This is a genomic window from Corynebacterium sp. MC3 (assembly GCF_900099485.1).
GTDB lineage: Bacteria > Actinomycetota > Actinomycetes > Mycobacteriales > Mycobacteriaceae > Corynebacterium > Corynebacterium pseudogenitalium.
In genome coordinates this window covers 73,720-94,774 of sequence record NZ_LT622813.1, presented here as the reverse complement: position 1 = coordinate 94,774, position 21,055 = coordinate 73,720, and the positions used below count along the sequence as shown (strand labels likewise).

Sequence of the window (21,055 nt, the reverse complement as noted above, 5' to 3'; positions counted from 1 at the left end):
ACCTGTGGGTATGAACGGCTAGCCCAAATGGGAGTGCGTCTTTTGGCACTGCGGTCCGAAGGTGACCCCGAGCAGGCCAGGCAAAAACTACAAAATCGCCTGCGACAGCTTCCGCAGGTTCTTGAGCTGCTTGTGGTTGGCGGCGTCGAGGGCGCGTTCCTCGGCGGCGGCCACATCCTCCGCGAGTTTGGTCAGGGCCTTGCCGCCCTTCTTGGTGGCGGTCACGATTTGGCGGCGGCGGTCCTTCGGGTCGCGTTCGCGTTTGACCCACGCGTGCTTCTCCAGGCAGTCGATGAGGCGGACCATGTCGGAGGCGTCGATCGCGAGGAGCTCAGAGAGCTGCGACTGGGAGCGTGCTTGCTCGGATACGCAGCTGAGCACCCAGAACTCGCGCATGGAGGAGTCGTGCTTCGCCAGGGTGTGCTCCACCTCGTCTTTGGTGTGCCTGCGCACGCGCTCGATCTGGAACGATGGCGAAGTAGTCAGCGCCTCTGGGAGTTCAATCGTGGCCATAAGTCTCAGAGTATCGGGCTGCTGGCCAGGAATGAAACCGTGCTACTCGGTGGGCAGCCCGTTGGCGATCCACTCCATGGTGCCGCCCTCGACGTTGATGGGTTCCCAGCCGTGTACCTGCTCGAGGTATTCGCATGCGCGGGAGGAGCGCCCGCCGGAGCGGCAGATGACGTAGATGTCCTGGTCGGGGTCGATCCGGTCGGTGAGGGTGGTCAGTTCGCTCAGTGGCAGGTTGGTGGCGCCTACGGCGTGGACTTCTGCGTATTCTTCGGGTTCGCGGACGTCGATGAGCTGGGCGTTTTCGGGTACTTCTTTAACGTTGATGGATTGCATGTGCGCGATTGTAGCGGAAGTGCCGGGTGCGTCGGCTACGATTTCCACTATGCGTACGCCTCCTCGAACTCGACCGCCTCAGTGGGTGTTTTGGGTGCGCCGGGTTGTGGCGTTGGTGCTGCTCGTGGCACTCATCTCGCTGTCAGCAAGGTGCGGCAAAGAGGAGCCTGCGCCTGCGCCCGAGCCTCCAGCAGAGGTTCCTGCAGCACTTGGTCAGTCGCAGCCGCTCGAGATGTTTATTCCCTCGGTCGGGCTTCGCGCGCACTTCGAGGAGGGCCCGTGCCGCGTGCGCGCGGACGCCTTGGATCCGGCCACATTAGATAAGGCATGTGTGTATACGGCGCCGGAGAAGCCGTATTCGCTGCCGGGGCCGGGTGCTGAGGATCTGGTGGTCGTCGCTGGTCACACGGGTGCAGGGGTGCACGGGGTCTTTGACCAGCTTTTCGACGGCTCCTCCGACCAGCACACCATCCGGGTGGGGGACATGCTGTACCTGCGCACCGCCGACTCCGAGGCAGCTGGTGGGAAGTGGTTGTCGTACCGCGCGACTGACCTGCACGATCCGGTGAAAGAGGTCATGGCCAGCGATGTTGATATTTGGGGTGATGGGCCACGCCCGGGCCGGCTGCTGACGATCTCCTGTATTCAGCCGCGCAATATTTTGGCGGACTCGGTTCGCAACGCGGTCATTGGGTGGCAATTTTCGTCCGTGCTGGATGCGCCACCGACCGATACCGGCGCAAAGTAACTGAAGTTTTTTGTGTAAACACTTGTGACTGGGGTGAAGTGCGTCTACAGTGGGGCTAAACCATGAAGTAAGACTTGAGACTTCATGTTGAGCAAAGGAGCCCCTAATGAAGCGCAACACCGTTTTGGCCGCCGTCATGACCGGCGCGCTCGCAACCGCCATCGTCCCCATGGCCCAGGCACAGGACATCCCGCTGCCGGCCGTGACCCACGACATCAACGGTGCCGAGTACTTCCTCACCCAGGACGGCACCCACTACGTGCCGGACCGCAACCTGGTTAACATCGCCTTTGACCAGCTCTCGGCGGCTGACCGCGAGCGCGCAGTGGACGTGGCGAAGGCGGCTGTCGCCGGGCTTATCGACGCCCCCGCCGCCGAAACCGCAGCGCCCCAAGCTCCCGCAGCCGAGGCAACGACCCCTGTCGAGCAGCCAGACCCGACCGGCGACCACCAGGACGTCCCATTCACCGCCGAAGACGTTGACCCGAACAACCCGGCACCAGCGGCAGCCGGCCTGATCGCCCTGCCAGCAGTGCTCGCTATCGGTGGGCTGACCTACTACCTCAACGCTGACGGCAAGACCTACGTCACCGACCTGGCCCGCATCAACGAGCCTCCAACCGATGCTGAGGTGAAGGACTCCAACGCGCTGCTCGCAGAGAACGCCGCTGAGGTCGCCCGCCAGGGGCTGGCAACCTCCAAGGCTGCAGGGCAAGCACCTGTTGAGGCGCAGCAGCAGGCCGCCCCGGCGCAGGCTCCAGTTGCGGAGCAGCGCGGTATCGCGGCTGAAACCGGATCGAACACCCTGGTACGGGCGCTGTTTGCGTTGGTGGTGGCGTCGATAATTGGTGCGGCTGTCTTTGCGTACGGGCGTCGATTCCTCATATAGTAATCCCTTGTGAAAACTCGAAATGTCCTAGCTGCAGTATGTTCGTTCTCCCTGATGCTGGGGGGCATGACGCCCGCATCCGCGCACGTTGATGTGAGGTCCAACGGGTCTGAATGCAGGACGCTGAAGTCGCAGTTCCGGAACGGTCAGCAGCTCGACATTTCGCGCTTTACGTTCGCGGGTGACCACAACACGGGCATCCGCAACAACACCCTCTACCTTTACGACACCACCGGCCACCGCGCCGACATCCAGCGCGCCGCCGACCTGTGGGTCAAGGCCGTGCGCGACCGAGGTGGGTACCTGGATATCAAGTTCATCGACCACAAGACGCCCGAGGCCGTCAGCGTGATCGTGGACCCAAGCCTGCGGCCGCTGGGGCGCGTGACCGGCGGCGGGCCGACACTGACCGTGCGGATTAGTCCCAGGATGTTTGGGCGCTATGTTGAGGCGAAAAGCCGCATTATGACCATCGCGCACGAAATGGGCCACGCGATGGCACTCGCGCACAGCTGCGACGACCTCCTTATGGTCGTCGGAGGCTCCCGTAAACCCGGCCTGGTACCCCAGCCTCTCGACGCCGAAATCCTCATCCAGCGCAACAACCTGCGCCAGAAGCCGACTCCTACACCGGAGCCTTCGCCTGAGCCTTCGCCTTTGCCACCGGTGGTGACGCCGACGACTTCCGAGCGTCCGAAGCCAAAGCCGACGACATCGTCTTCTTCGTCTTCGTCGTCGAGCCAGCCGTCCCTCCCGGACCTGCCACCGTTGCCGATGCCGACGATCCCGAGCGCCCTACCGCTGCCAACGACCTCGACGAGCTCGACGACTTCTGAAGCGCCCTCCGTCACTGTGACGATCGCTCCGGAGACCACGCCGTCTACCTCGACGACTGCTACCTCTAAGCCTTCTACCTCTAAGCCGTCCTCGACGTCTTCGCAGGTACCGAGCACCGACTACATCGTTGCGCCGGAATACGTCGCCCCGCCAAAGCCTTCCACGGTCGAAGAGGGCGAACGCATCGTCGCCGACGCAGAAGCCACGTTGAAGAAGGCCGAGCAGGCTGAGAAGAACGCTCGGAGTACGAAGGACCGCATCTTGGCGCGCCTGCACGTGGAGAATGCGGAGCGTGCCCTCGCGGAAGCCAAGGCAAACCTCGGGAAGCTGCGCGAGCAGCTCGCCAGCGAGACCTCAACGACCACGTCCACAACGCCTACCACGTCGACCACGTCCGCGCCACGGACAACCGCGACTACGTCGGTTGCGCCAACTCCGACCACGTCGATTACGTCCGTTACGCCAACTCCGACCACGTCGACTACGTCCGCGCCGCGGACAACCACTTCGGCGGCCCCGAGCGTGTCGGCAACGCCAACTACGTCTACGACTTCCGCTACGCGGACAACGCCGACGGTGGGGCCGTCGACAAGCGGGGAGACCTCCACGTCATCGCCTCGTTGCTGCCCGAACTGTGGAGCCACAACACCGCAGTACGAAGCCCCGAGCTACGCGCCCGCAGTGAAACCAAAGAGCGTTGAGGAAGCCCGCGCGGCGCTGGCGACCGCCAAGCAAGAACACAAAATCGCCGAAGCGCTCATGAAGGTTGTGCGCCGCACCGGTTACGCACCAGAAATCAACAAGGCGCAAGCCGAGCTTGACCGCACGTTCTTCCGCGTCGTCGAGGCGCAGGAAAACCTGGACGAGCTGCTGGCAAAGGAGCCGACGCCAACAACCACGGACGTCACTTCTTCTGCTGCGCCATCGTCGGTGACTACTTCGGTCACACCGTCTCCGACCACGTCAGAGGTTTCGACGACCACATCCTCGTCCGCGACCTCGTCCACGTCTTCGTCCGCGTCCTCGGAAGCACCGAAAGCGTCCGCGCCGCGGACAACCGAAACGACTACGGCGGAGCCTTCCACGGAGCCTTCGACTTCCGAGGCGCCGAAGGTGTCCGCGCCGCGGACAACCGAAACCATCGAACCTTCGACCTCGGAGACGTCGAAAGTGTCCGCTCCGCGGACAACTACGCCAACGACTACGCTGGTTGAGCCCGCACCAGAGTCTTCAACAACGCTGACTACGACGGCATCCTCTTCGACGACCGAGTCGACTACCACGTCCGAGTCCGCCGCGCGGACAACTGAGGAAGCCCCAGAGCCGGAGGTGGGGACGTCGACAAGTGAGCCGGCACCCGAGCCGAGCGTTCCGGCGCCTGCGACCTGCGCGAAGGATGGTTCTTCAAGTGGATCCTCCGAGAATTGCGAAGGCAGCTCGAAGGGCGGCATCATCGCGGCGATCCTGGTGCCGCTGCTTGCGCTGCTGGGCGCGGCGGCGTTCTGGGCGAAAGATCACCTCAAGTTCTAGACGCTCGTGGTGTGCAGATTGGGCAGCCAGTGACAAAGGACGCAACCCTGCAAAAGCGCATCCTTATTTCCGCTGGTAGGAAAAGGGCTGGATGTATTGGGTTGCGTGTTTTGTCACTCAGGCCGACTCGGGCCTGCTGAGCCGACGCCAAAACCAGGAATTTGGTAGAGGCCCAAGCAAAAAGCCGCCCGGGAACACCCAGGCGGCTTCAAAGGCAGCAGACTACTTCTTGTAGTTGTCGATGGAGGCCTGCAGGATCTTCTCAGCCTCTGCCTTGTTGCCCCAGCCGGAACCGGAGACTTCCTTGTTCGGCTCGAGGTCCTTGTAGTGGACGAAGAAGTGCTCGATTTCGTCCTTGAGGAACTGGGAGACGTCGTCGATGTCCTGGTAGTGGTCGTAGCGGACGTCGTCGATGACGCAGAGGAGTTTGTCGTCGCCGCCGGCTTCGTCGGTCATCTTGAAGACGCCGATTGGGCGTGCCTTGACGATGACGCCTGGGAAGACGGACTCAGGGAGGATGACGAGGGCGTCCATTGGGTCGCCGTCGTCGGCGAGGGTTTCGTCGATGAAGCCGTAGTCGAGTGGGTAGGCCATCGGGGTGAACAGGTGGCGGTCGAGGTAGACCTTGCCTGTTTCGTGGTCGAGTTCGTACTTGTTGCGGGAACCCTTGGGGATTTCGATGGTGACTTCGACAGCCATGTGCGCTCCTTTTGTAGTCGCGTTGATAATACCGGTACTTATCATACGGGGCTGCGTCGCCGTGTGGGTTTGGGCTACGCTTATGCGCCGTGAAGCTTTGGACTTGGATTGTTGGCGGGGTTGCGTTGGTCGCGGTGGGTGGCGCGGCTGGCTTCGGTGTGGCGGCGCAGCAGGAGTTGGCGCGCATTGAACACGCCCCGGCGTATCAGTTGCCGCAGGCGGAGCCGGTGTTGGTGCCGGCGGTGCCACGCCCGGTGGATGTCGAGGCGCTGCAGGCGCGCCTGGCGGAGCTTGCGGAGGACCCTGCGTTGGGCACGTTCCACGCGCGTGTATCGGACGGCTCGACGGGTGAGGTGCTGTTTGATCGGTTGGCGGGGGAGGCGTTGCGCCCGGCGTCGACGACGAAGATTCTGACGGCTGCGGCGGCGGTGTTGGAGTTGGGGGCGGATGACAGGATCGAGACGCAGGTGGTGAGTGGGGAGCAGCCGGGCTCGGTCGTGATCAAGGCGAATGGTGACGTGTGGCTGGACGCGGAGGCCATCGACCAGCTCGCCACATAACTCAAAAACCAGCAGGTCACCGCCGTCTTCATCGACACCAGCGCGTGGGAAGAGCAGCCGACCATGATGCCGGGTTGGGACCCCGTGGACATCGATGGCGGCTTCGTCGCGCCGCTGGAGCCGGCGATGCTCTCGGGCGGTCGCCTGAACGGGGAGACCGAGGGGGACGTGCCGCGCTCGCATACTCCGGCGTTGGATGTGGCGCAGGCGCTCGCGGACCGCGTGGGCGCCGAGACGGTCGGTCTCGGCCCGGCGCCCGCGGAGGCGGACACGCTGGCAAGTGTGGAGTCGCCGGACCTGGTGCAGCGCCTGCACATGATGATGAAAGAGTCCGACAACGTCTACGCGGAGGCCATCGGCAGGGAGGTGGCGGCCCACGTAGGTATCGACGCCCCCTCCGCCACCCTGCACGTCCTGGCGGAGCACGGCTTTGACACGGACGGCATCACGCTGGTGGACAGCTCTGGCCTGTCGGTGGACAACCGGATCACCCCGCGCATGTTGGACAGCATCCTGAGTGATGCCACCCAGCACGAGCAGCTGCGCCCGATGCTGGACGCGCTGCCGGTCGCGGCCGGCGACGGCACCTTGGCCACCCGCTATGGGGACCTGGCCGGGCGTGGCTGGGTGCGCGCGAAGACGGGCACCCTGGACGAGACGTCCGGGCTGGCCGGCACGGTGACTGCGGAAAGCGGCAACGTGTACACGTTTGCGCTGCTCTCGAATGACTCGGACATTCTGGAGGCGCGCCGGGCGATGGACACGTTCGCTTCGGCGCTGCGGGAGTTCTAGCCATGGAGCCGTTCTGGCCCCGGCGCAGCCCCCACTTTTTGGCGTGCCGGCGCGCAGTGCGCGGGTGGACGGAGCCTGCGGTAATTGGGCTGTCGGGCGGGGCGGACTCGTTGGCGCTGGTAGCGGCGGCCGCAGCGGAACGCTTGGACGTGACGGCGCTGGTGGTGGACCACGGGCTGCAGGAGGGATCGGCGGAGGTGGCCAGGCGCGCGGCGGAGCAGGCGCGGAACTTTGGGGTGCCCGCGGAAATCGCGACCATCCAAATCACACGCACAGGTAAGGGCACGGAGGCCGACGCCCGCCAGGCCCGCTACGCGGCCCTGTTCGAGCACGCCGGCCCCGACCGGGACGTGTGGACGGCCCACACCGCGGACGACCAGGCCGAAACGCTGCTGTTGGGGGCGCTGCGCGGCAACCCGGCGGGGATGGCGCCGCGCGCGGGTCGACTGGTTCGCCCGTTGCTGGGTGTCCGCCGCGCGGACACCGCGGGCGCCTGCGCCGAACTGGGCGTCGCACCCTGGCAGGACCCGATGAACAAGGACGAGCGGTACCGGCGTGTGGCGCTGCGCACCCGGGTGATTCCGCTGCTGGAGGAGATCGTCGGTGGGGAGGTGGTCCCGGCGTTGGCGGGCACGGCGGACCGGATCGCGCAAGCCGCGGCGCAGCTGCAACGCATCACCCCGGCCCCGAACGCCGAAACGCTGGATTGCGCGGAGCTTGCAACACTGCCGCCGGTGGTGAGGAGGGCGGTGTTGGCGGAGTGGGTCGTCGAAAAGCGGGGGGAGGTCAAAGGTGCCCACCTTGCGGCGATTGAAGCCCTGGTGACGAACTGGCGGGGACAAGGTGCGGTGCAGCTCGGCGGGGGAGTGCGGGTGGAGCGGCGCGACGGAACGCTCGTGTTCGCGTAAACGGTTGTCCAAGGTGACGTGAAAGTGGCAAGATGATGAACTGATGCCAACCGAGAAGGGCTTGAGAAAGGGCACCCGATGACCGAGCTGTATGACAAGAAGGATTTCAACGTTGCGCCACACCGCTACGGAGACGACGTAGAGGCGGTGTTGATCCCCGAGGAAGACCTGCAGCGGCGCATCCAAGAGCTGGCTGACATGGTCTCCGAGAAGTACCGCGACTCCGAGCAGGACCTAGTGCTCGTGTGCGTGCTCAAGGGCGCGGTGTTCTTCTTGACGGACTTCGCCCGCAAGCTCTCCATCCCGTGCGAGATGGAGTTCATGGCGGTGTCCTCCTACGGCAGCTCCACCACCTCTTCGGGCGTGGTGCGCATTCTGAAGGACCTGGACAAGGAGATCGAAGGCCGCGACGTGCTCGTGGTCGAGGACATCATCGACTCCGGTTTGACCCTGTCGTGGCTGCTGAAGAACCTGTCGGGGCGTAACCCGAAGAGCCTCGAGGTGATCACGCTGCTGCGTAAGCCTGAGGTGCAGAAGGCCAAGATTGATCTTCTCGACGTCGGCTTCGACATCCCGAACGAGTTCGTCATCGGCTATGGCCTGGACTACGCCGAGCGTTACCGCGACCTGCCGTACGTGGGCACGTTGCACCCTCGCGTCTATTCCGACGCGCCTGAGGACATCTAATACACACAGAAGAGCTGTATGACCAAGAATAAAAACGTGTTGCGGTGGGGCCTGATTGGCGCCACCGTGCTTATTGTTTTGTACCTGCTCACCCTCATCGGGGATGACACCCGCGGCTACCAGCGCGTGGACACGTCGATCGCGATGGAGCAGCTGCAGAACAAGAACGCCAAGGAAGTCCAGATCGACGACCGCGAGCAGCGCGTCCGCATTGACCTGCGGGAGCCGATCAAGGTCGAAGAGCGCGAGGGCGTCGAGCAGATCAGCGCCCAGTACCCGGCGCGCACCACGCCGGAGATCTTCGGCGCGGTGAAGGAAGCCGCCCCGGACAAGTACAAGACGAACGTGACGCAGGAGTCTTTCCTGATGTCGATGCTCGGCTTCATGCTGCCGATGGTGCTGATCTTCGGCCTGTTGTTCTTCTTCATGTACCGCATGCAGGCCGGAGGCGGCATGTTCGGGATTGGGTCGTCGAAGGCGAAGCAGCTGTCGAAGGACAATCCGACGAATACGTTCGCGGACGTCGCGGGTGCGGACGAGGCCGTCGATGAGCTGCAGGAGGTCGTGGACTTCCTCATCGATCCGAAGATTTACGAGTCGCTCGGCGCGAAGATCCCGCGTGGCGTGCTGCTGTACGGCCCGCCTGGCACGGGTAAGACGCTGCTCGCGCGCGCCGTCGCTGGTGAGGCCGGGGTGCCGTTCTACACCATCTCCGGCTCCGACTTCGTGGAGATGTTCGTCGGCGTGGGCGCCTCCCGCGTGCGCGACCTGTTCAAGCAGGCACGCGAGAACTCGCCCTGCATCATCTTTATCGACGAGATTGACGCCGTCGGCCGCCAGCGCGGCTCCGGCATGGGCGGCGGCCACGACGAGCGCGAGCAAACCCTCAACCAGCTGCTGGTTGAGATGGACGGCTTCGGCGACCGCGAGGGCGTGATCCTGATCGCGGCGACGAACCGCCCGGACATCCTGGACCCGGCGCTTTTGCGCCCGGGTCGCTTCGACCGCCAGATCCCGGTGACGAACCCGGACATCGCGGGGCGCGCCCAGATCCTGAAGGTGCACGCGAAGGGCAAGCCGTTGTCCAAGGACGTGGACCTGGATGCGCTGGCGAAGCGCACCGCCGGCATGAGCGGTGCTGACCTGGCCAACGTGCTCAACGAGGCCGCGTTGCTCACCGCCCGCATCGGCGGCAACGTGATCACCCCGGACGCGCTGGAGGAGGCCACGGACCGTGTGATCGGCGGGCCGCGCCGCTCCTCCAAGGTGATCTCGGAGAAGGAGAAGAAGGTCACCGCCTACCACGAGGGCGGGCACACGCTTTCGGCGTGGGCGCTGAAAGACATCGAGCGCGTCTACAAGGTCACCATCCTCGCCCGCGGCCGCACCGGCGGGTTCGCCATGACGGCCGACGAGGACGACAAGGGCATGTACAACCGCGACGAGCTCTTTGCCCAGCTTGTCTTCGCCATGGGCGGGCGCTCCGCGGAGGAGCTCGTCTTCGGCGAGCCGACCACGGGTGCGTCCAACGATATCGAGCAGGCCACCAAGATCGCGCGCGCGATGGTCACCGAGTACGGCATGACCTCGGCGCTCGGCACCGTGAAGTACGGCCAGGCGCAGGGCGACGCCTTCTCCGGCATGGGGGCGGGAGCCAAGATGGAGTCCTCGCCGGAGGTTGCGGCCACGATCGATAAGGAAGTACACACGCTTATCGACGCCGCCCACGCCACCGCCTACGGCATCCTGGAGCAGTACCGCGACCAGCTGGACACCATGGTGTCCAAGCTGCTGGAGAAGGAAACGCTGCGCCGCCAAGACCTCGAAGCGCTCCTCGAGGGCGTGGAGCCGCACCGGCCGGAGCTGCCTGCCTACGACATCCGCTTCGGCCGCCAGTTCGGCCGCGAGCCCGTCAAGACCCCGGTCGAGCTTGCCGAGGAGCGTGGCGAGGAGCCGCCGAAGCGCTTCTCCATCCTTGAGGCGTCGCGTGAGACACGGGAGCGGCGTCGAAAAGAACGGGAGAAGGAGCACGGCGCTCCGCTGCCACCGCCGCCTGCGGGAGGCGCCTCGACCTACGGCGGGCCGAAGCCGCCGAGCGACTGGACGTACCCGGGCGCGCCGAAGCGTGAGCCCGCGCCGGAGCCAAAGCCTGAGCCGGATACGCACCCGGGCATGGACAACTACCGCCCGGACGAGGAGATCGGGTTCCGCCTGCCGGAGCACGAGCGGCCCGACCGGCCCGACCGATCGTCTGAGGAAGAAACCAAACAGCTGCCACGACACAGGAGCAACGAGGATGACCAGTAAGTTCGACCGCGCCCGCGCCGAAGCCGCGGTGCGCGAACTCCTCATCGCAGTCGGCGAGGACCCGGACCGTGAGGGGCTGAAGGAAACCCCGGCGCGGGTTGCGAAGGCGTACGAGGAAGTGTTCGCGGGGCTGCACCAGGACCCGACCGCTGTGCTGGAGAAGACGTTCGCGGAGGACTACCGGGAGCTCGTGCTGGTGCGCGACATCCCGGTGTACTCCACGTGTGAGCACCACCTGGTGCCATTCTTTGGCAAGGCGCACGTCGGCTACATCCCGGGCAAGGAAGGCAAGGTCACGGGCCTGTCGAAGCTCGCCCGCCTGGCCGATATGTACGCGAAGCGGCCACAGGTGCAGGAGCGGTTGACGGCGCAGATTGCGGATGCGATCGTCGATAAGCTGGGGGCTTCCGCCGTGATTGTGGTGCTGGAGTGCGAGCACCTGTGCATGGCGATGCGGGGCATCCGCAAGCCTGGTGCCGTGACGACGACCTCCGCGGTGCGCGGCGGCTTCCAGAAGAACGCCGCCTCCCGGGCCGAGGTCTTGAGCCTGATAAGGAGCTAACAATGGTCAGTGTGCAGGATCTCACCGCGCCGGGGCGCACGACGGTGATGGGCATCGTCAACGTCACGGAAGATTCGTTCTCGGACGGCGGGAAGTGGCTCGCAGTTGACGACGCCCTCTCGCACGCCCACGAGCTGGTCCGCCTGGGCGCGGACATCATCGACGTGGGCGCGGAGTCGACGAGGCCGGGCGCGACGCGTGTGCCCGCCGAGGTTGAAGCGGCGCGCGTGGCCCCGGTGATCCGGGCCCTTCACGAAGACGGCATCCGCACTTCCGTGGATACGATGCGCGCCGCCACCGCACAGGCCGCCGCCGAGGCCGGCGTGGACCTCATCAATGACGTTTCCGGCGGGCTCGCGGACCCGGACATGTACGCCACGATGGCGCGCACGGATCTGCCGGTGTGCCTGATGCACTGGCGTGCCCAGCAGTTCGTGAACGCCTCCGGTGCCGCCGACCACGGCGGGGACGTGGTGGCTGACGTGCTCGGCCTCTTCGACGAGCTGGTTGCCAACGCCACGGCCGCTGGGGTGCGCCCGGAGCAGATCACGCTGGACCCGGGCCTCGGCTTTGCCAAGACCCCGCAAGAGAACTGGCAGCTGCTGCAGGCCCTGCCCGCGCTCATGGACTGCGGCTACCCGCTGCTGGTGGGGGCCAGCCGCAAGCGCTTCCTCACCGGGGTGCGCGCCGCCCGCGGGCTCGAGCGTGTGCCCAGGCCGGCGCCTGGTGCGTGCGCGTGCACGAGGTGGCCGTCTCCCGCGATGCCGTGGACGTGGCCGCCGCGTGGAAGGCGGGCAACCTTGGCTGACCGCATTGAGCTCAAAGGCCTGTCCGTCTACGCGCACCACGGCGTGCTGCCGCACGAGCGCGAGCACGGGCAGCGCTTCCTGCTGGACATCACCTGCTGGCTCGACTTCGCAGGCGCCGCCGCTACCGATGACCTGACCCAGACGATGAACTACGCGGAGCTAGCCCAGCTGGCCAGCGACATCGCCTCGGGCACGCCGCGCCAGCTCATCGAGACGGTGGCCACCGAGATCGCCGAGGCCGCCATGGAGCGCTTCGACATCCTGCACGCGGTGGAGGTCACGCTGCACAAGCCGCACGCGCCGATCCCGCTTCCCTTCGAGGACGTCGCCGTGGTGGCACGCCGTTCCCGTAAACGGATGGGGGCCCGCTGATGCGCGCGGTGATTTCGGCAGGCTCCAACATGGAGGACTCGCGTGCCCACCTGCAGTCGGTCGCCGACGAGTTCGCCGCCGAGCTCCTCGACGCAAGCTCGATTTACGCCACCGCGCCCTGGGGCGGGGTGGAGCAGCCAGACTTTCTCAACCAGAGCTTTCTTATCGAAACCGACAGCGACGACCCCTACAGCCTCCTTGCCCGCTGCCAGCGCCTGGAGCAGCAGGCGAACCGGGTGCGCGACGTGCGCTGGGGCCCGCGCACGCTGGACGTGGACATCATCGACTTCGAGGGCTACCGCAGCGACGACCCTGAGCTGACGCTGCCGCACCCACGCGCGCACCTGCGCGAGTTCGTGCTGGTTCCTTGGCTGGAGATTGACCCGCACGCCAAGCTGCTCGATCGCCCGGTCAGCGAGATTCTCGCGGAGCTGGAGCCGCAGGGGGTTCGCAAGCTGTGAAACGCACGCCGCTGTCCGGAGTGATCGCCGTGTTCGGGTTTTGTACCGCCGCGGCGTTCATTGTGGTGCGCCGCCTGTTCGGCCTGCTTGAGTCGCTGAACATGGTGGTGCCGCTGAGCCTCTGGATCGTCGCCGCGGTGTGTTTCTACGTTGCGTTCATGGTGCACAAGCGCCGTGATGAGGGCAAGGTTGGCCTGGATCGCAGCCAGCTCAACCCGATGATGGCGGCGAACTTCATGCTGTTTGGCAAGGCCTGCACCTGGGCAGGCGCGGTCAGCGGCGGGCTGTATGCGGGGTGCCTGCTCTTCGTGCTGCCCCGGATGCACGTGCTGATGGCCGCGGCGCAGGACGTGCCGCCCTTGGTCTCCGGGGCGTTGGGCGGCGTCACGCTGGCGGTGGCCGGTGTCGTGCTGGAACGGGTGTGTGAGGTGTCGCCACCCTCAAGTGGAGAACAGGTTAGCTAAGGTAGTGGGCATGAAAAATACTTGGGTGATTGTTCCATTTGTGGCTGCGCTTGCAGGCACAGTGGTGATGTTGTTTACCAACTCCGCGAACATACTCAAGCTTTCGCTGATCCTGGCGCTGTGGGCCGCCGTCGCGGGCCTCATCGTGATCTACCGCCTGCGCCGCGACAACGAGGAGGCCACGCGCCTGCAGGAGGAGCGGGAGAAGACGTTCGCCGCAGAGCTCGAGGCCGCGCGCGCTGGCGCACCCTCGGGTGTCGACGCCCCCTCCGAGGAATTGCTGCGCGACATCCAGGAGGAGCTGCGCTCCCTGCGCTCCACGATTGAGGAGATGAGCGGGCACGTCTTCGAGTACGAGCCCGCCGCCGTGCACGCCGCGGCGCGCCGCATCCAGGAGATTGAGTCCTTCACACAGCCGGCCTACGAGCCGTCCGACGACCGCCCGGCCGGGGCGCCGTCCTCCGACGCGATCGCCGGGCGCATTGGCAGCCAGCCGAGTCGGGAGACGCAGAACCCGCTCACGGCGCTGATTAGCGAGCACCAGGCGAAGCAAGAAGCGCAGGAAGCGCAAGAAGCACAAGAAGCGCAGAAGCCGGCGCCTGAACCGACACCAATCCCGGAGCCTGAGCCCGTACCCGAGCCAGTGCCTGAGTCGGAGCCCGAGCCAGCACCACAACCAGAGCCTGAGCCTGAGCACGGCCGCCACGAGCAGCCCGCCGCTGGGGCCACTGAGGTCATCGAGGCCGTGCCGGAACCAGCCCCGCGTGTTGGGGGACGCCGCCGCCGTGACGCGGCTGGCGAGAACGCTGTTTCCGTCGCCGAGCTGCTAGCGCGCCGCAACAAATGAGCCCAACGCTGACTATCGCCGCCTGGCGCGGCCCCAGTGCGCTGAGTGATCAGCTCGCGCGCGCCGGGCACCGCGTGACGATCTTCGAGCTTGAAGACGCCCCCGACGGCGACACCCGCGTCAAATTCACCCACCGCGGCATGCACCCGCACGAGGAAGGCTACGAGGAGGCCGCCGCCGACCTGGTGCTCCTCGAGGGCTCCGCTGACTTCATCGAACGTGCCGCCGCCGAGTGCGCGCCGTTCGTGCGCCCGAGGCAGATGTTCTGGCACACCAACCTGGACCACGGCGCCCAGCTCCTCGACGAGGTTGAGGTCGCAGGGGCAGTCGTCATGTGCGCGCATAACATCGCAGACAACGTGTGGGTCACCTCCGCCGCAGACGAGCTGGGGGAGACCGTGATCGCGCTGCTGCTCGGGGAGCTCGGGCAGGTCACCATGCCGATCACGGATGCGGATCGCCCACTGGTGGCCACCGCCCAACACCTGCGCGCCCTGCAGCGCGTCGTCCAGGAGGACGCGCTTGCGCTGCTGCGGCAGGCCAACCCCAACTTCGAGGCGGTCGCGGACGCCTTCGACGGCGCCGAGCTGCCGCCGCTGCGCCCGCTCGACCGAGAGCCGGTTGGGGGAGAAGGGGTGCGTCGACTAGTAGAAGTATTGGAGCGCCGCGCGGCGCAGCAACGAGAGGAAGACCTGTGACTTTTGAACCGGGCAACGCGGTTGTCGTGCGTGATGAGCAGCTGCTGGCCACCTACGGGCGCGCATTCCGCAAGATTGGCAAGACGATCGCGGTCGTGCCGCTGGGCGCCGACGTGCACGCCGGGCACATCGAGCTGATCCGGGCGGCGAAGTCGCTGCTCGGCGCGTACGTGTTTGTCACCTACTCCGGCGAGGAGGTGCCCGAGACTTTCCGCAACGAGGGCGTCGACGTGGTCTTCCACGGCGAGCTGCGCACCGCCGTGAGCGTGCGCACCGGGATGGAGCACCTCGACGACGCCGACGCCATGGCGCACGACGTCGCCCGCATCCTGGCGGTGCTCAACGCCACCCATGCCACCGACCTGGTGATGGGGGAGAAGGACTTCGAGCTGCTCGTGGCCACACAGCTGGCCGTGTCTGGGCTGCGCATGGAGGTCAAGCTGCACAGCGTGCCTACCGTGCGCATGCCGAACGGGCTGGCGCTTTCGCTGCGCAACGAGCGAGTCGCTGAAGACGCCCACGACCAGGCGCTTGCGCTGTCCGCGGCGCTGACCGCCGGGGCCCACGCCGCCGAGCTCCGCCGGCGTCGCGGAGGGCGCCGGCGGCCAGGGGCGGGTGAGGCGGGCCGGCGCGGGGGGGGGAGGGGGGGGGCGCGCGGCCGGGAGGGCCGGCGCGGACCGGGGCTCGTAGACACAGCGAGAGGGGGAGAAGAGAGCGGGGTTGCACAGGCGTACCTCGCCGTGCGCGACCTGGCTATGCGCGAGGCCCCTGCCCAGGGCGACGCCCGACTGCTCGCCGCGATCGACCTGCCCGCCACCGACGGTGGCACGGTGCGCCTCCACGACAACGTTGGCCTGCCGCTTGGCATTGGGTTCAAACACATCGAAGACTAGGGCGGAAAGACGAGGGCCATAGCGAGAAACGGCGAGTTATTCGCTACACTCTTTGGCATGCCTATAGACCTGATTGCTGGAATCCTGAACGAGCGCTTCGGCATGGACTTCACCCCCGAGCAAGTCCAAGCCACAGGGCGCACCGAAGACTCGCAGCTCTTCGTCGCCAGCAATGATGCAGGCCAGGCCGTCGAAGTCGAGCTTTTCGACGCCGCCCAGCCCGAAAACCAACGCCGCGATATCGCAGGCCTGAACCGGGCGCTTGCCGCCTCGAACCACCCCGGCGCGTTCCAGCCGCGCAGTGCCGGCTACACCGACGACGGCCACCTCTACGTACTGCGCGAAGCCCCGACCGGCGCTTCGCTCGCCCGCCTGATCGCCGACAAGCGTGCTGACGGCGGCGTGTTCACCCCCGCCGAGGCCCGCGAGCTGCTCATCGGCGTGGCTGAAGCCATCGACGACTACGACGCCCAGGGCCTCGGCGCGTTCGTGGCCCGCTCCGTGGACGCCTCCCGGATGCTGGTGCAGCCAGCCTGGTCCAGCGTCCCCGTCAAGCTCACCCTGGTCGGCCCGACGGCCACCGCACCCGAGCACGCCGAGGAGCAACACGCGGCGAACGTTGCAAGCTTCATTGAACTGTTTAACTCTATGACCGGCCTGGACGTCGACGAGGACGCCGCCAACGCCGCCACCGGCTGCGTCGGCTACCTCAACGCCGTCGCCGGTGAACCCCTCGATGAGCCGGAGGTGTCCCCGGTCGCGCCGGGCGCCACCGACGGTTACCGCCAGCCACCGCAGCCCTACCCGTACGGCCCGACCGGCGAGTACGTCCGCCCAGAAGACGAGAAGAAGTTCAAGCTCTGGCCGTGGATCGCGGCCATCGTGGCGCTGCTGCTCATCGCCGCAGGCGGCATCTGGTACTGGATGCAGCACCGCGGTGAGGAGTGGGTCGGCGTCGAGGCCGAAATCGCCGAGACATACCCAGGCATCGTGTCCGACAAGGCCGAGCAGAAAGGCTGGCACGGCCTGATCTGCGAGTCCGCGACCCCGGACGAGGGTCAAGAGGGCAAGATCAGGTGCTCGGATGAGACGTTGGGAGTTTCCGTCGCAAAGTATGTGTCCTCTGATGCGCTCGATCGCGTCCTGCCGGACCCGAAGGAAGCCGTCGTGCTGGGCTCCGGCGAGTGCCTCATCTACGACTACCAGCTTCCCGACGCCACCCCGCCGGCCTTCGTGCTGACCCCGCGCACCGAGCGCGAGTACATGGTGGTCATCAACGGCGATGATGCCGAGGCACAGCGCCTCGACCTGCCTCTCTGTGCCCCAGTTGCTGACGAGGAGTAGCCTTAGCGGGCTATGAAATCAACGAACCCAGTACTGCTTATTGGAGTGCTGGTGGTCTCTGCGATGATGATGATCTTCAACGAGACCACCGTCGCTGTTGCCCTGCCCGCAATCATGGCGGACTTCGGCGTACCCGCCGATACGGCCCAGTGGCTGATGACCGGCTTCCTGCTCACCATGTCCGTGGCGATCCCGGCCTCCGGCTTCGTCATCCAGCGCCTCAGCACCCGCGCCGTCTACTTCGCCTCGATGGCGCTGTTCATCATCGGCTGCGTCATGGCGGCCACCGCGCCCTCGTTCGGGGTGTTGCTCGCCGCGCGCGTGGTGCAGGCACTTGGCACGGCGGCGATGTTGCCGCTGCTCATGACGGTTACCGTGACGGTGGTCGCCCCGCAGCGCCGCGGCACGGTGATGGGACTCAACGCGGTGGTGATGTCGGTGGCGCCCGCCCTTGGCCCCACGCTCGCCGGCTTCGTGCTCGGCGCGTTTACCTGGCACCACATCTTCTGGGTGATGGTGCCCATCCCAGCCGTGGCGGTGCTGCTCGCGGTGTTCGCCCTCCCGAACGTCGGCGAGCGTCACGACGCCCCACTCGACATCCTGTCGGTCCTTCTTTCAGCACTCGCATTCGGCGGTCTTGTCTACGGCTTATCGACGATCACCGCCCTGCTCACCGGCGATTCTTGGAACCCTGCCGCGGCCCTGGTCATCGGCGCGGTGTTCCTGGTGCTGTTCGTGCGCAGGCAGCTGCGACTGGCGCCAACCGGGCGCGCGCTGCTTGACCTCAGCGTCTTTACCCACCGCAACTTCGCCTTCTCCGTTGTGGGCGTGTTCATCGCCTTCGGCATCCTGCTGGGCACCGTGAACATCCTGCCCGTCTACATGCAGGTCGGCCTGGGGATTTCCACGGTGGCCACCGGTCTGATCCTGCTGCCCGGCGGTATCGCGCAGGGCGTCGCGTCCCCAATTGCGGGGCGCTGCTACGACGCCTACGGCCCACGCCCCCTGGCCATCCCGGGTGCGGTGCTGATGTTGGCCTCCCAGTGGATCCTCGTGGCCATCCTCGCCGATGACACCCCACAGTGGCAGCTCGTCGCCGTGCTGATCCTCGTCAACGTGGCGATGTCCATGATCATGACCCCGCTCATGACCGTGTCACTGTCCTCGCTGCCGTCGCAGCTCTACGCCCACGGCTCCGCGGCGCTCAACACGCTGCAGCAGCTCGGCGGGGCGGCGGGCACCGCGGTGTTCATCGCAACGATGACCATGGGCACCCAGGCCACCGGCAGCGCCTCCGACGGGACGGCGCGCGCGTTCGTCGTTGGTGGCGTCGGCATGCTGCTCGTCGTTGTAGCCGTGTGCTTCGTGGGAGGCAAGCCGAATACACGACTAATTGACCACGGCTGACCCGGACCGACTAGGCTAGGTCAGCGTGAAGAATCAAACAACGCAGGACCTCTCCGAACAGCAACAGTTCCGTCGTGCGAAGCGCGAAAAGCTTCTCGCCGAAGGCCGCGACGCCTACCCGGTCGTCGTCGACCGCACGACCTCCTTGCGCGAGCTGCGCCAGAAGTACCGTGCCGTGCCCGAGGGCGAAGGTGACGGCAAGTTCAACCTCGCGCCGGGCGAAGAGACCCAGGACGTCGTCGCCGTCGCGGGCCGCATTATGTTCCAGCGCAACACCGGCAAGCTCTGCTTCGCCACCCTCCAGGAGGGCGACGGCACCCAGCTGCAGGTCATGCTTTCCCTCGCAGAGGTAGGAGAGGAGGCGCTCGCGTCCTGGAAGGCCGACACCGACCTCGGCGACATCGTCTCCGTGCGCGGCCGCGTCATCGCCTCCCGTCGTGGCGAGCTCTCCGTCCAGGCGCAGTCCTGGCAGATGGCGTCCAAGGCGCTACGCCCACTTCCTGTCGCGTTCGCTGACATGAACGAGGAGCAGCGCGTCCGCCACCGCTACACCGACCTCATCATGCGCGAGGACGCCCGCAAGAACGCCATGACCCGCATCAAGGTCATCGCAGCTGTGCGCAAGTTCCTCACCGGTCACGACTTCGTCGAGGTCGAGACACCGATGCTGCAGACCCTGCACGGCGGCGCCGCAGCCCGTCCGTTCATTACCCGCTCCAACGCGCTCGATATGGATCTTTACCTGCGCATTGCGCCGGAGCTCTACCTCAAGCGCTGCGTCGTCGGCGGCATTGAGCGCGTCTTCGAACTCAACCGCAACTTCCGCAACGAGGGCGTCGACTCTTCCCACTCGCCCGAGTTCACCATGCTCGAGACTTACCAAGCGTGGGGCACCTACAAGGACGGCGCGAAGACCATGCAGGAACTCGTGCAGTTCTGCGCGAAGGAAGTCTTCGGCTCCACCACCGTCACCCTTCCAGACGGCACCGAGTACGACTTCGGCGGCGAGTGGAAGGTCATGGAGATGTACCCTTCCCTCAACGAGGCGCTGCAGCGCAAGTTCCCGGGCCAGCCTGAGGTCACCATCGAGTCCTCCGTGGAGGAACTGAAGGGCATCGCTGACGTCATCGGCCTGAAGGTGCCGAAGGATGAGGGCTGGCTGCACGGCAAGCTCGTCGAGGAGATCTGGGAGCACCTCTGCTCCGACCAGCTGTACGAGCCGACCTTCGTGATCAACTTCCCAGTCGAGACGTCCCCGCTGACCCGCGACCACCGCGAGCAGCCCGGCGTCACCGAGAAGTTCGACCTCTACGTCCGCGGCTTCGAGCTGGCCACCGGCTACTCCGAACTTGTCGACCCCGTCATCCAGCGCGAACGCTTCGAAGACCAGGCCCGCCTCGCCGCACACGGCGACGACGAAGCCATGGTCCTCGACGAGGACTTCCTCGCCGCGATGGAGCAGGGCATGCCGCCAACCGCCGGTTGCGGTATGGGCATCGACCGCCTGTTGATGGCCCTGACCGGCCTGGGCATCCGCGAGACAGTCCTGTTCCCGCTGGTGAAGCCGGAGGCGTAGGGCTAGTTCGCTTGGGTTTAGATGGGCCCGGCGCTTGGGATTTTGTGTTTTCCCAGGCCGCCGGGCTTTTTGCTTGGCCACGTTCGCGTGCTGCTGTGGAAAAGTTCCCCGTGGCTTGGCTGGGCGCGCACCAAATTCCCGCCTATTAAAACGCTAGCCCTTTGTTGACCAGCTGTTATTCTGATAGCACTTTTTAAAATTCGGGGATCTGGTGCGCAGTTCAGCTTGGCGGCCGTGAACTTTCTGCTTGTGTCCTACTTCAGCGGGATCCCATTGGCGTCGGTGTCGTAGCCTCCGCCGCCGACGAGCACCATGATCATCTCGATGATGCACCACACCCACAGTGCGAAGAAGATCGGGGTGGAAACGATCCAGCCGACGAATGGGATCAGGCTGAAGAGGCTGCCGGTCAGGAAGAGCCCCACTTTGGTGACTCCCCGGAAGTTCTGCCCAAGGTAGAAGTTGCCGATGCCAAACGAGCCGAGGAAGAAGAACAACGCCGCCGCGAGGAACTTGTTCTTTTGGGGCGCGGCGTACCCGTATGCAGACTGCATTTGTGCAGGTGCGAACTGTTGCATCTGCGGTTGCCCGTACGGTGAACCCTGCCCAAACTGGCCGAATTGCCCAGTCTGCCCGTACTGCCCGAACCCTTGGAACTGGTTGGTTGGCTGCGTGATTGGGAGGCCGTCTTTGTCGTACATGGGCTGTTGGTTGGTCATGTGAGTCCTCAATTCAAGGCGGTCGGCAATGGTGTATTCCGTAGTGTAGTTCATTCGTGTCCCTTTGTATCGGTATGATGCGCAGAGTTAGGCAGCAGAG

21 protein-coding genes and 2 pseudogenes are annotated in these 21,055 nt (G+C 65.8%); 19 read left to right on the top strand and 4 right to left on the bottom strand.

The annotated features are described in order from the left end of the window. Positions 1-87 precede the first annotated feature (87 nt). Together BQ4436_RS03815 and BQ4436_RS03810 are read right to left on the bottom strand one after the other, a co-directional pair. The gene (locus BQ4436_RS03815; protein ID WP_070975564.1) at positions 88-513 is read right to left on the bottom strand and encodes a MarR family winged helix-turn-helix transcriptional regulator; all 426 of its coding nucleotides are present in this window, start codon (positions 511-513) and stop codon (positions 88-90) included. A 42-nt stretch (positions 514-555) separates the two neighbouring features. Continuing rightward, a complete protein-coding gene (locus tag BQ4436_RS03810) occupies positions 556-846 on the bottom strand; it encodes a rhodanese-like domain-containing protein (protein ID WP_070975668.1) in 291 nt (96 codons plus the stop codon). 49 nt (positions 847-895) lie between these two features. Here BQ4436_RS03810 and BQ4436_RS03805 point away from each other — a divergent pair, with 49 nt between their 5' ends. The 3 genes from BQ4436_RS03805 (at position 896) to BQ4436_RS11930 (ending at position 4,850) form a co-directional block, all read left to right on the top strand. After that, positions 896-1,594, top strand: a complete 699-nt coding sequence (locus tag BQ4436_RS03805; protein WP_252931422.1) for a sortase — start codon at positions 896-898, stop codon at positions 1,592-1,594. A gap of 106 nt (positions 1,595-1,700) precedes the next feature. Continuing rightward, complete coding sequence (locus BQ4436_RS03800) at positions 1,701-2,483, top strand: hypothetical protein (RefSeq protein ID WP_070975563.1); 783 nt, start codon at positions 1,701-1,703, stop codon at positions 2,481-2,483. A gap of 66 nt (positions 2,484-2,549) precedes the next feature. Then, the gene (locus tag BQ4436_RS11930) at positions 2,550-4,850 is read left to right on the top strand and encodes a hypothetical protein (RefSeq protein ID WP_143000796.1); all 2,301 of its coding nucleotides are present in this window, start codon (positions 2,550-2,552) and stop codon (positions 4,848-4,850) included. 222 nt (positions 4,851-5,072) lie between these two features. Here BQ4436_RS11930 and BQ4436_RS03780 read toward each other — a convergent pair whose 3' ends face one another. Beyond that, positions 5,073-5,549: an inorganic diphosphatase gene (locus BQ4436_RS03780; protein ID WP_070361888.1), complete on the bottom strand. Its 477-nt coding sequence runs from the start codon at positions 5,547-5,549 to the stop codon at positions 5,073-5,075. A gap of 89 nt (positions 5,550-5,638) precedes the next feature. Here BQ4436_RS03780 and BQ4436_RS12640 point away from each other — a divergent pair. The 16 genes and pseudogenes from BQ4436_RS12640 to lysS all read left to right on the top strand — a co-directional run. Beyond that, positions 5,639-6,256, top strand: a pseudogene (locus tag BQ4436_RS12640) (D-alanyl-D-alanine carboxypeptidase); the annotation flags it as partial. Continuing rightward, complete coding sequence (dacB, locus tag BQ4436_RS12635; protein ID WP_369822026.1) at positions 6,236-6,901, top strand: D-alanyl-D-alanine carboxypeptidase/D-alanyl-D-alanine endopeptidase; 666 nt, start codon at positions 6,236-6,238, stop codon at positions 6,899-6,901. The pseudogene BQ4436_RS12640 and the gene dacB, both read left to right, overlap by 21 nt. 2 nt (positions 6,902-6,903) lie before the next feature. Beyond that, a complete protein-coding gene (gene tilS / locus BQ4436_RS03770; protein ID WP_070975560.1) occupies positions 6,904-7,809 on the top strand; it encodes a tRNA lysidine(34) synthetase TilS in 906 nt (301 codons plus the stop codon). A gap of 78 nt (positions 7,810-7,887) precedes the next feature. Continuing rightward, a complete protein-coding gene (gene hpt / locus BQ4436_RS03765; RefSeq protein ID WP_176754803.1) occupies positions 7,888-8,496 on the top strand; it encodes a hypoxanthine phosphoribosyltransferase in 609 nt (202 codons plus the stop codon). 18 nt (positions 8,497-8,514) lie between these two features. Next, positions 8,515-10,803: an ATP-dependent zinc metalloprotease FtsH gene (ftsH, locus tag BQ4436_RS03760; protein ID WP_070975559.1), complete on the top strand. Its 2,289-nt coding sequence runs from the start codon at positions 8,515-8,517 to the stop codon at positions 10,801-10,803. Then, on the top strand, positions 10,793-11,365 hold the full coding sequence (folE, locus tag BQ4436_RS03755; RefSeq protein WP_070361892.1) for a GTP cyclohydrolase I FolE: 573 nt from the start codon (positions 10,793-10,795) through the stop codon (positions 11,363-11,365). Before ftsH ends, folE begins: the two co-directional genes overlap by 11 nt. 2 nt (positions 11,366-11,367) lie before the next feature. Further along, positions 11,368-12,173: pseudogene (gene folP, locus BQ4436_RS03750) on the top strand (dihydropteroate synthase). Next, the gene (gene folB, locus BQ4436_RS03745) at positions 12,127-12,546 is read left to right on the top strand and encodes a dihydroneopterin aldolase (RefSeq protein WP_083329421.1); all 420 of its coding nucleotides are present in this window, start codon (positions 12,127-12,129) and stop codon (positions 12,544-12,546) included. Before folP ends, folB begins: the two are co-directional and overlap by 47 nt. Further along, complete coding sequence (gene folK / locus BQ4436_RS03740) at positions 12,546-13,007, top strand: 2-amino-4-hydroxy-6-hydroxymethyldihydropteridine diphosphokinase (RefSeq protein ID WP_070361895.1); 462 nt, start codon at positions 12,546-12,548, stop codon at positions 13,005-13,007. Before folB ends, folK begins: the two co-directional genes overlap by 1 nt. Next, positions 13,004-13,471: a DUF3180 domain-containing protein gene (locus tag BQ4436_RS03735; RefSeq protein ID WP_070361896.1), complete on the top strand. Its 468-nt coding sequence runs from the start codon at positions 13,004-13,006 to the stop codon at positions 13,469-13,471. The genes folK and BQ4436_RS03735 overlap by 4 nt, the downstream gene beginning before the upstream one ends. 10 nt (positions 13,472-13,481) lie before the next feature. Further along, positions 13,482-14,318 (top strand): DUF6779 domain-containing protein, encoded by an 837-nt coding sequence (locus BQ4436_RS12175; protein WP_176754802.1) that lies wholly within the window; start codon positions 13,482-13,484, stop codon positions 14,316-14,318. After that, a complete protein-coding gene (locus tag BQ4436_RS03725; RefSeq protein ID WP_070975557.1) occupies positions 14,315-15,016 on the top strand; it encodes a hypothetical protein in 702 nt (233 codons plus the stop codon). Before BQ4436_RS12175 ends, BQ4436_RS03725 begins: the two co-directional genes overlap by 4 nt. Then, positions 15,013-15,909: a pantoate--beta-alanine ligase gene (locus BQ4436_RS03720; RefSeq protein ID WP_070975556.1), complete on the top strand. Its 897-nt coding sequence runs from the start codon at positions 15,013-15,015 to the stop codon at positions 15,907-15,909. Before BQ4436_RS03725 ends, BQ4436_RS03720 begins: the two co-directional genes overlap by 4 nt. 57 nt (positions 15,910-15,966) lie before the next feature. Beyond that, a complete protein-coding gene (locus BQ4436_RS03715; RefSeq protein WP_070975555.1) occupies positions 15,967-17,253 on the top strand; it encodes a hypothetical protein in 1,287 nt (428 codons plus the stop codon). Between the two features lie 12 nt (positions 17,254-17,265). After that, on the top strand, positions 17,266-18,660 hold the full coding sequence (locus BQ4436_RS03710) for a DHA2 family efflux MFS transporter permease subunit (protein WP_070975554.1): 1,395 nt from the start codon (positions 17,266-17,268) through the stop codon (positions 18,658-18,660). A 25-nt stretch (positions 18,661-18,685) separates the two neighbouring features. After that, positions 18,686-20,236 carry a lysine--tRNA ligase gene (gene lysS, locus BQ4436_RS03705; protein ID WP_070975553.1) on the top strand — a complete coding sequence of 517 codons (1,551 nt, stop codon included), beginning with the start codon at positions 18,686-18,688 and terminating at the stop codon, positions 20,234-20,236. Positions 20,237-20,490: 254 nt separating this feature from the next. Here lysS and BQ4436_RS03700 read toward each other — a convergent pair whose 3' ends face one another. Beyond that, the gene (locus tag BQ4436_RS03700; protein WP_070975552.1) at positions 20,491-21,009 is read right to left on the bottom strand and encodes an NINE protein; all 519 of its coding nucleotides are present in this window, start codon (positions 21,007-21,009) and stop codon (positions 20,491-20,493) included. Positions 21,010-21,055: the final 46 nt, after the last annotated feature.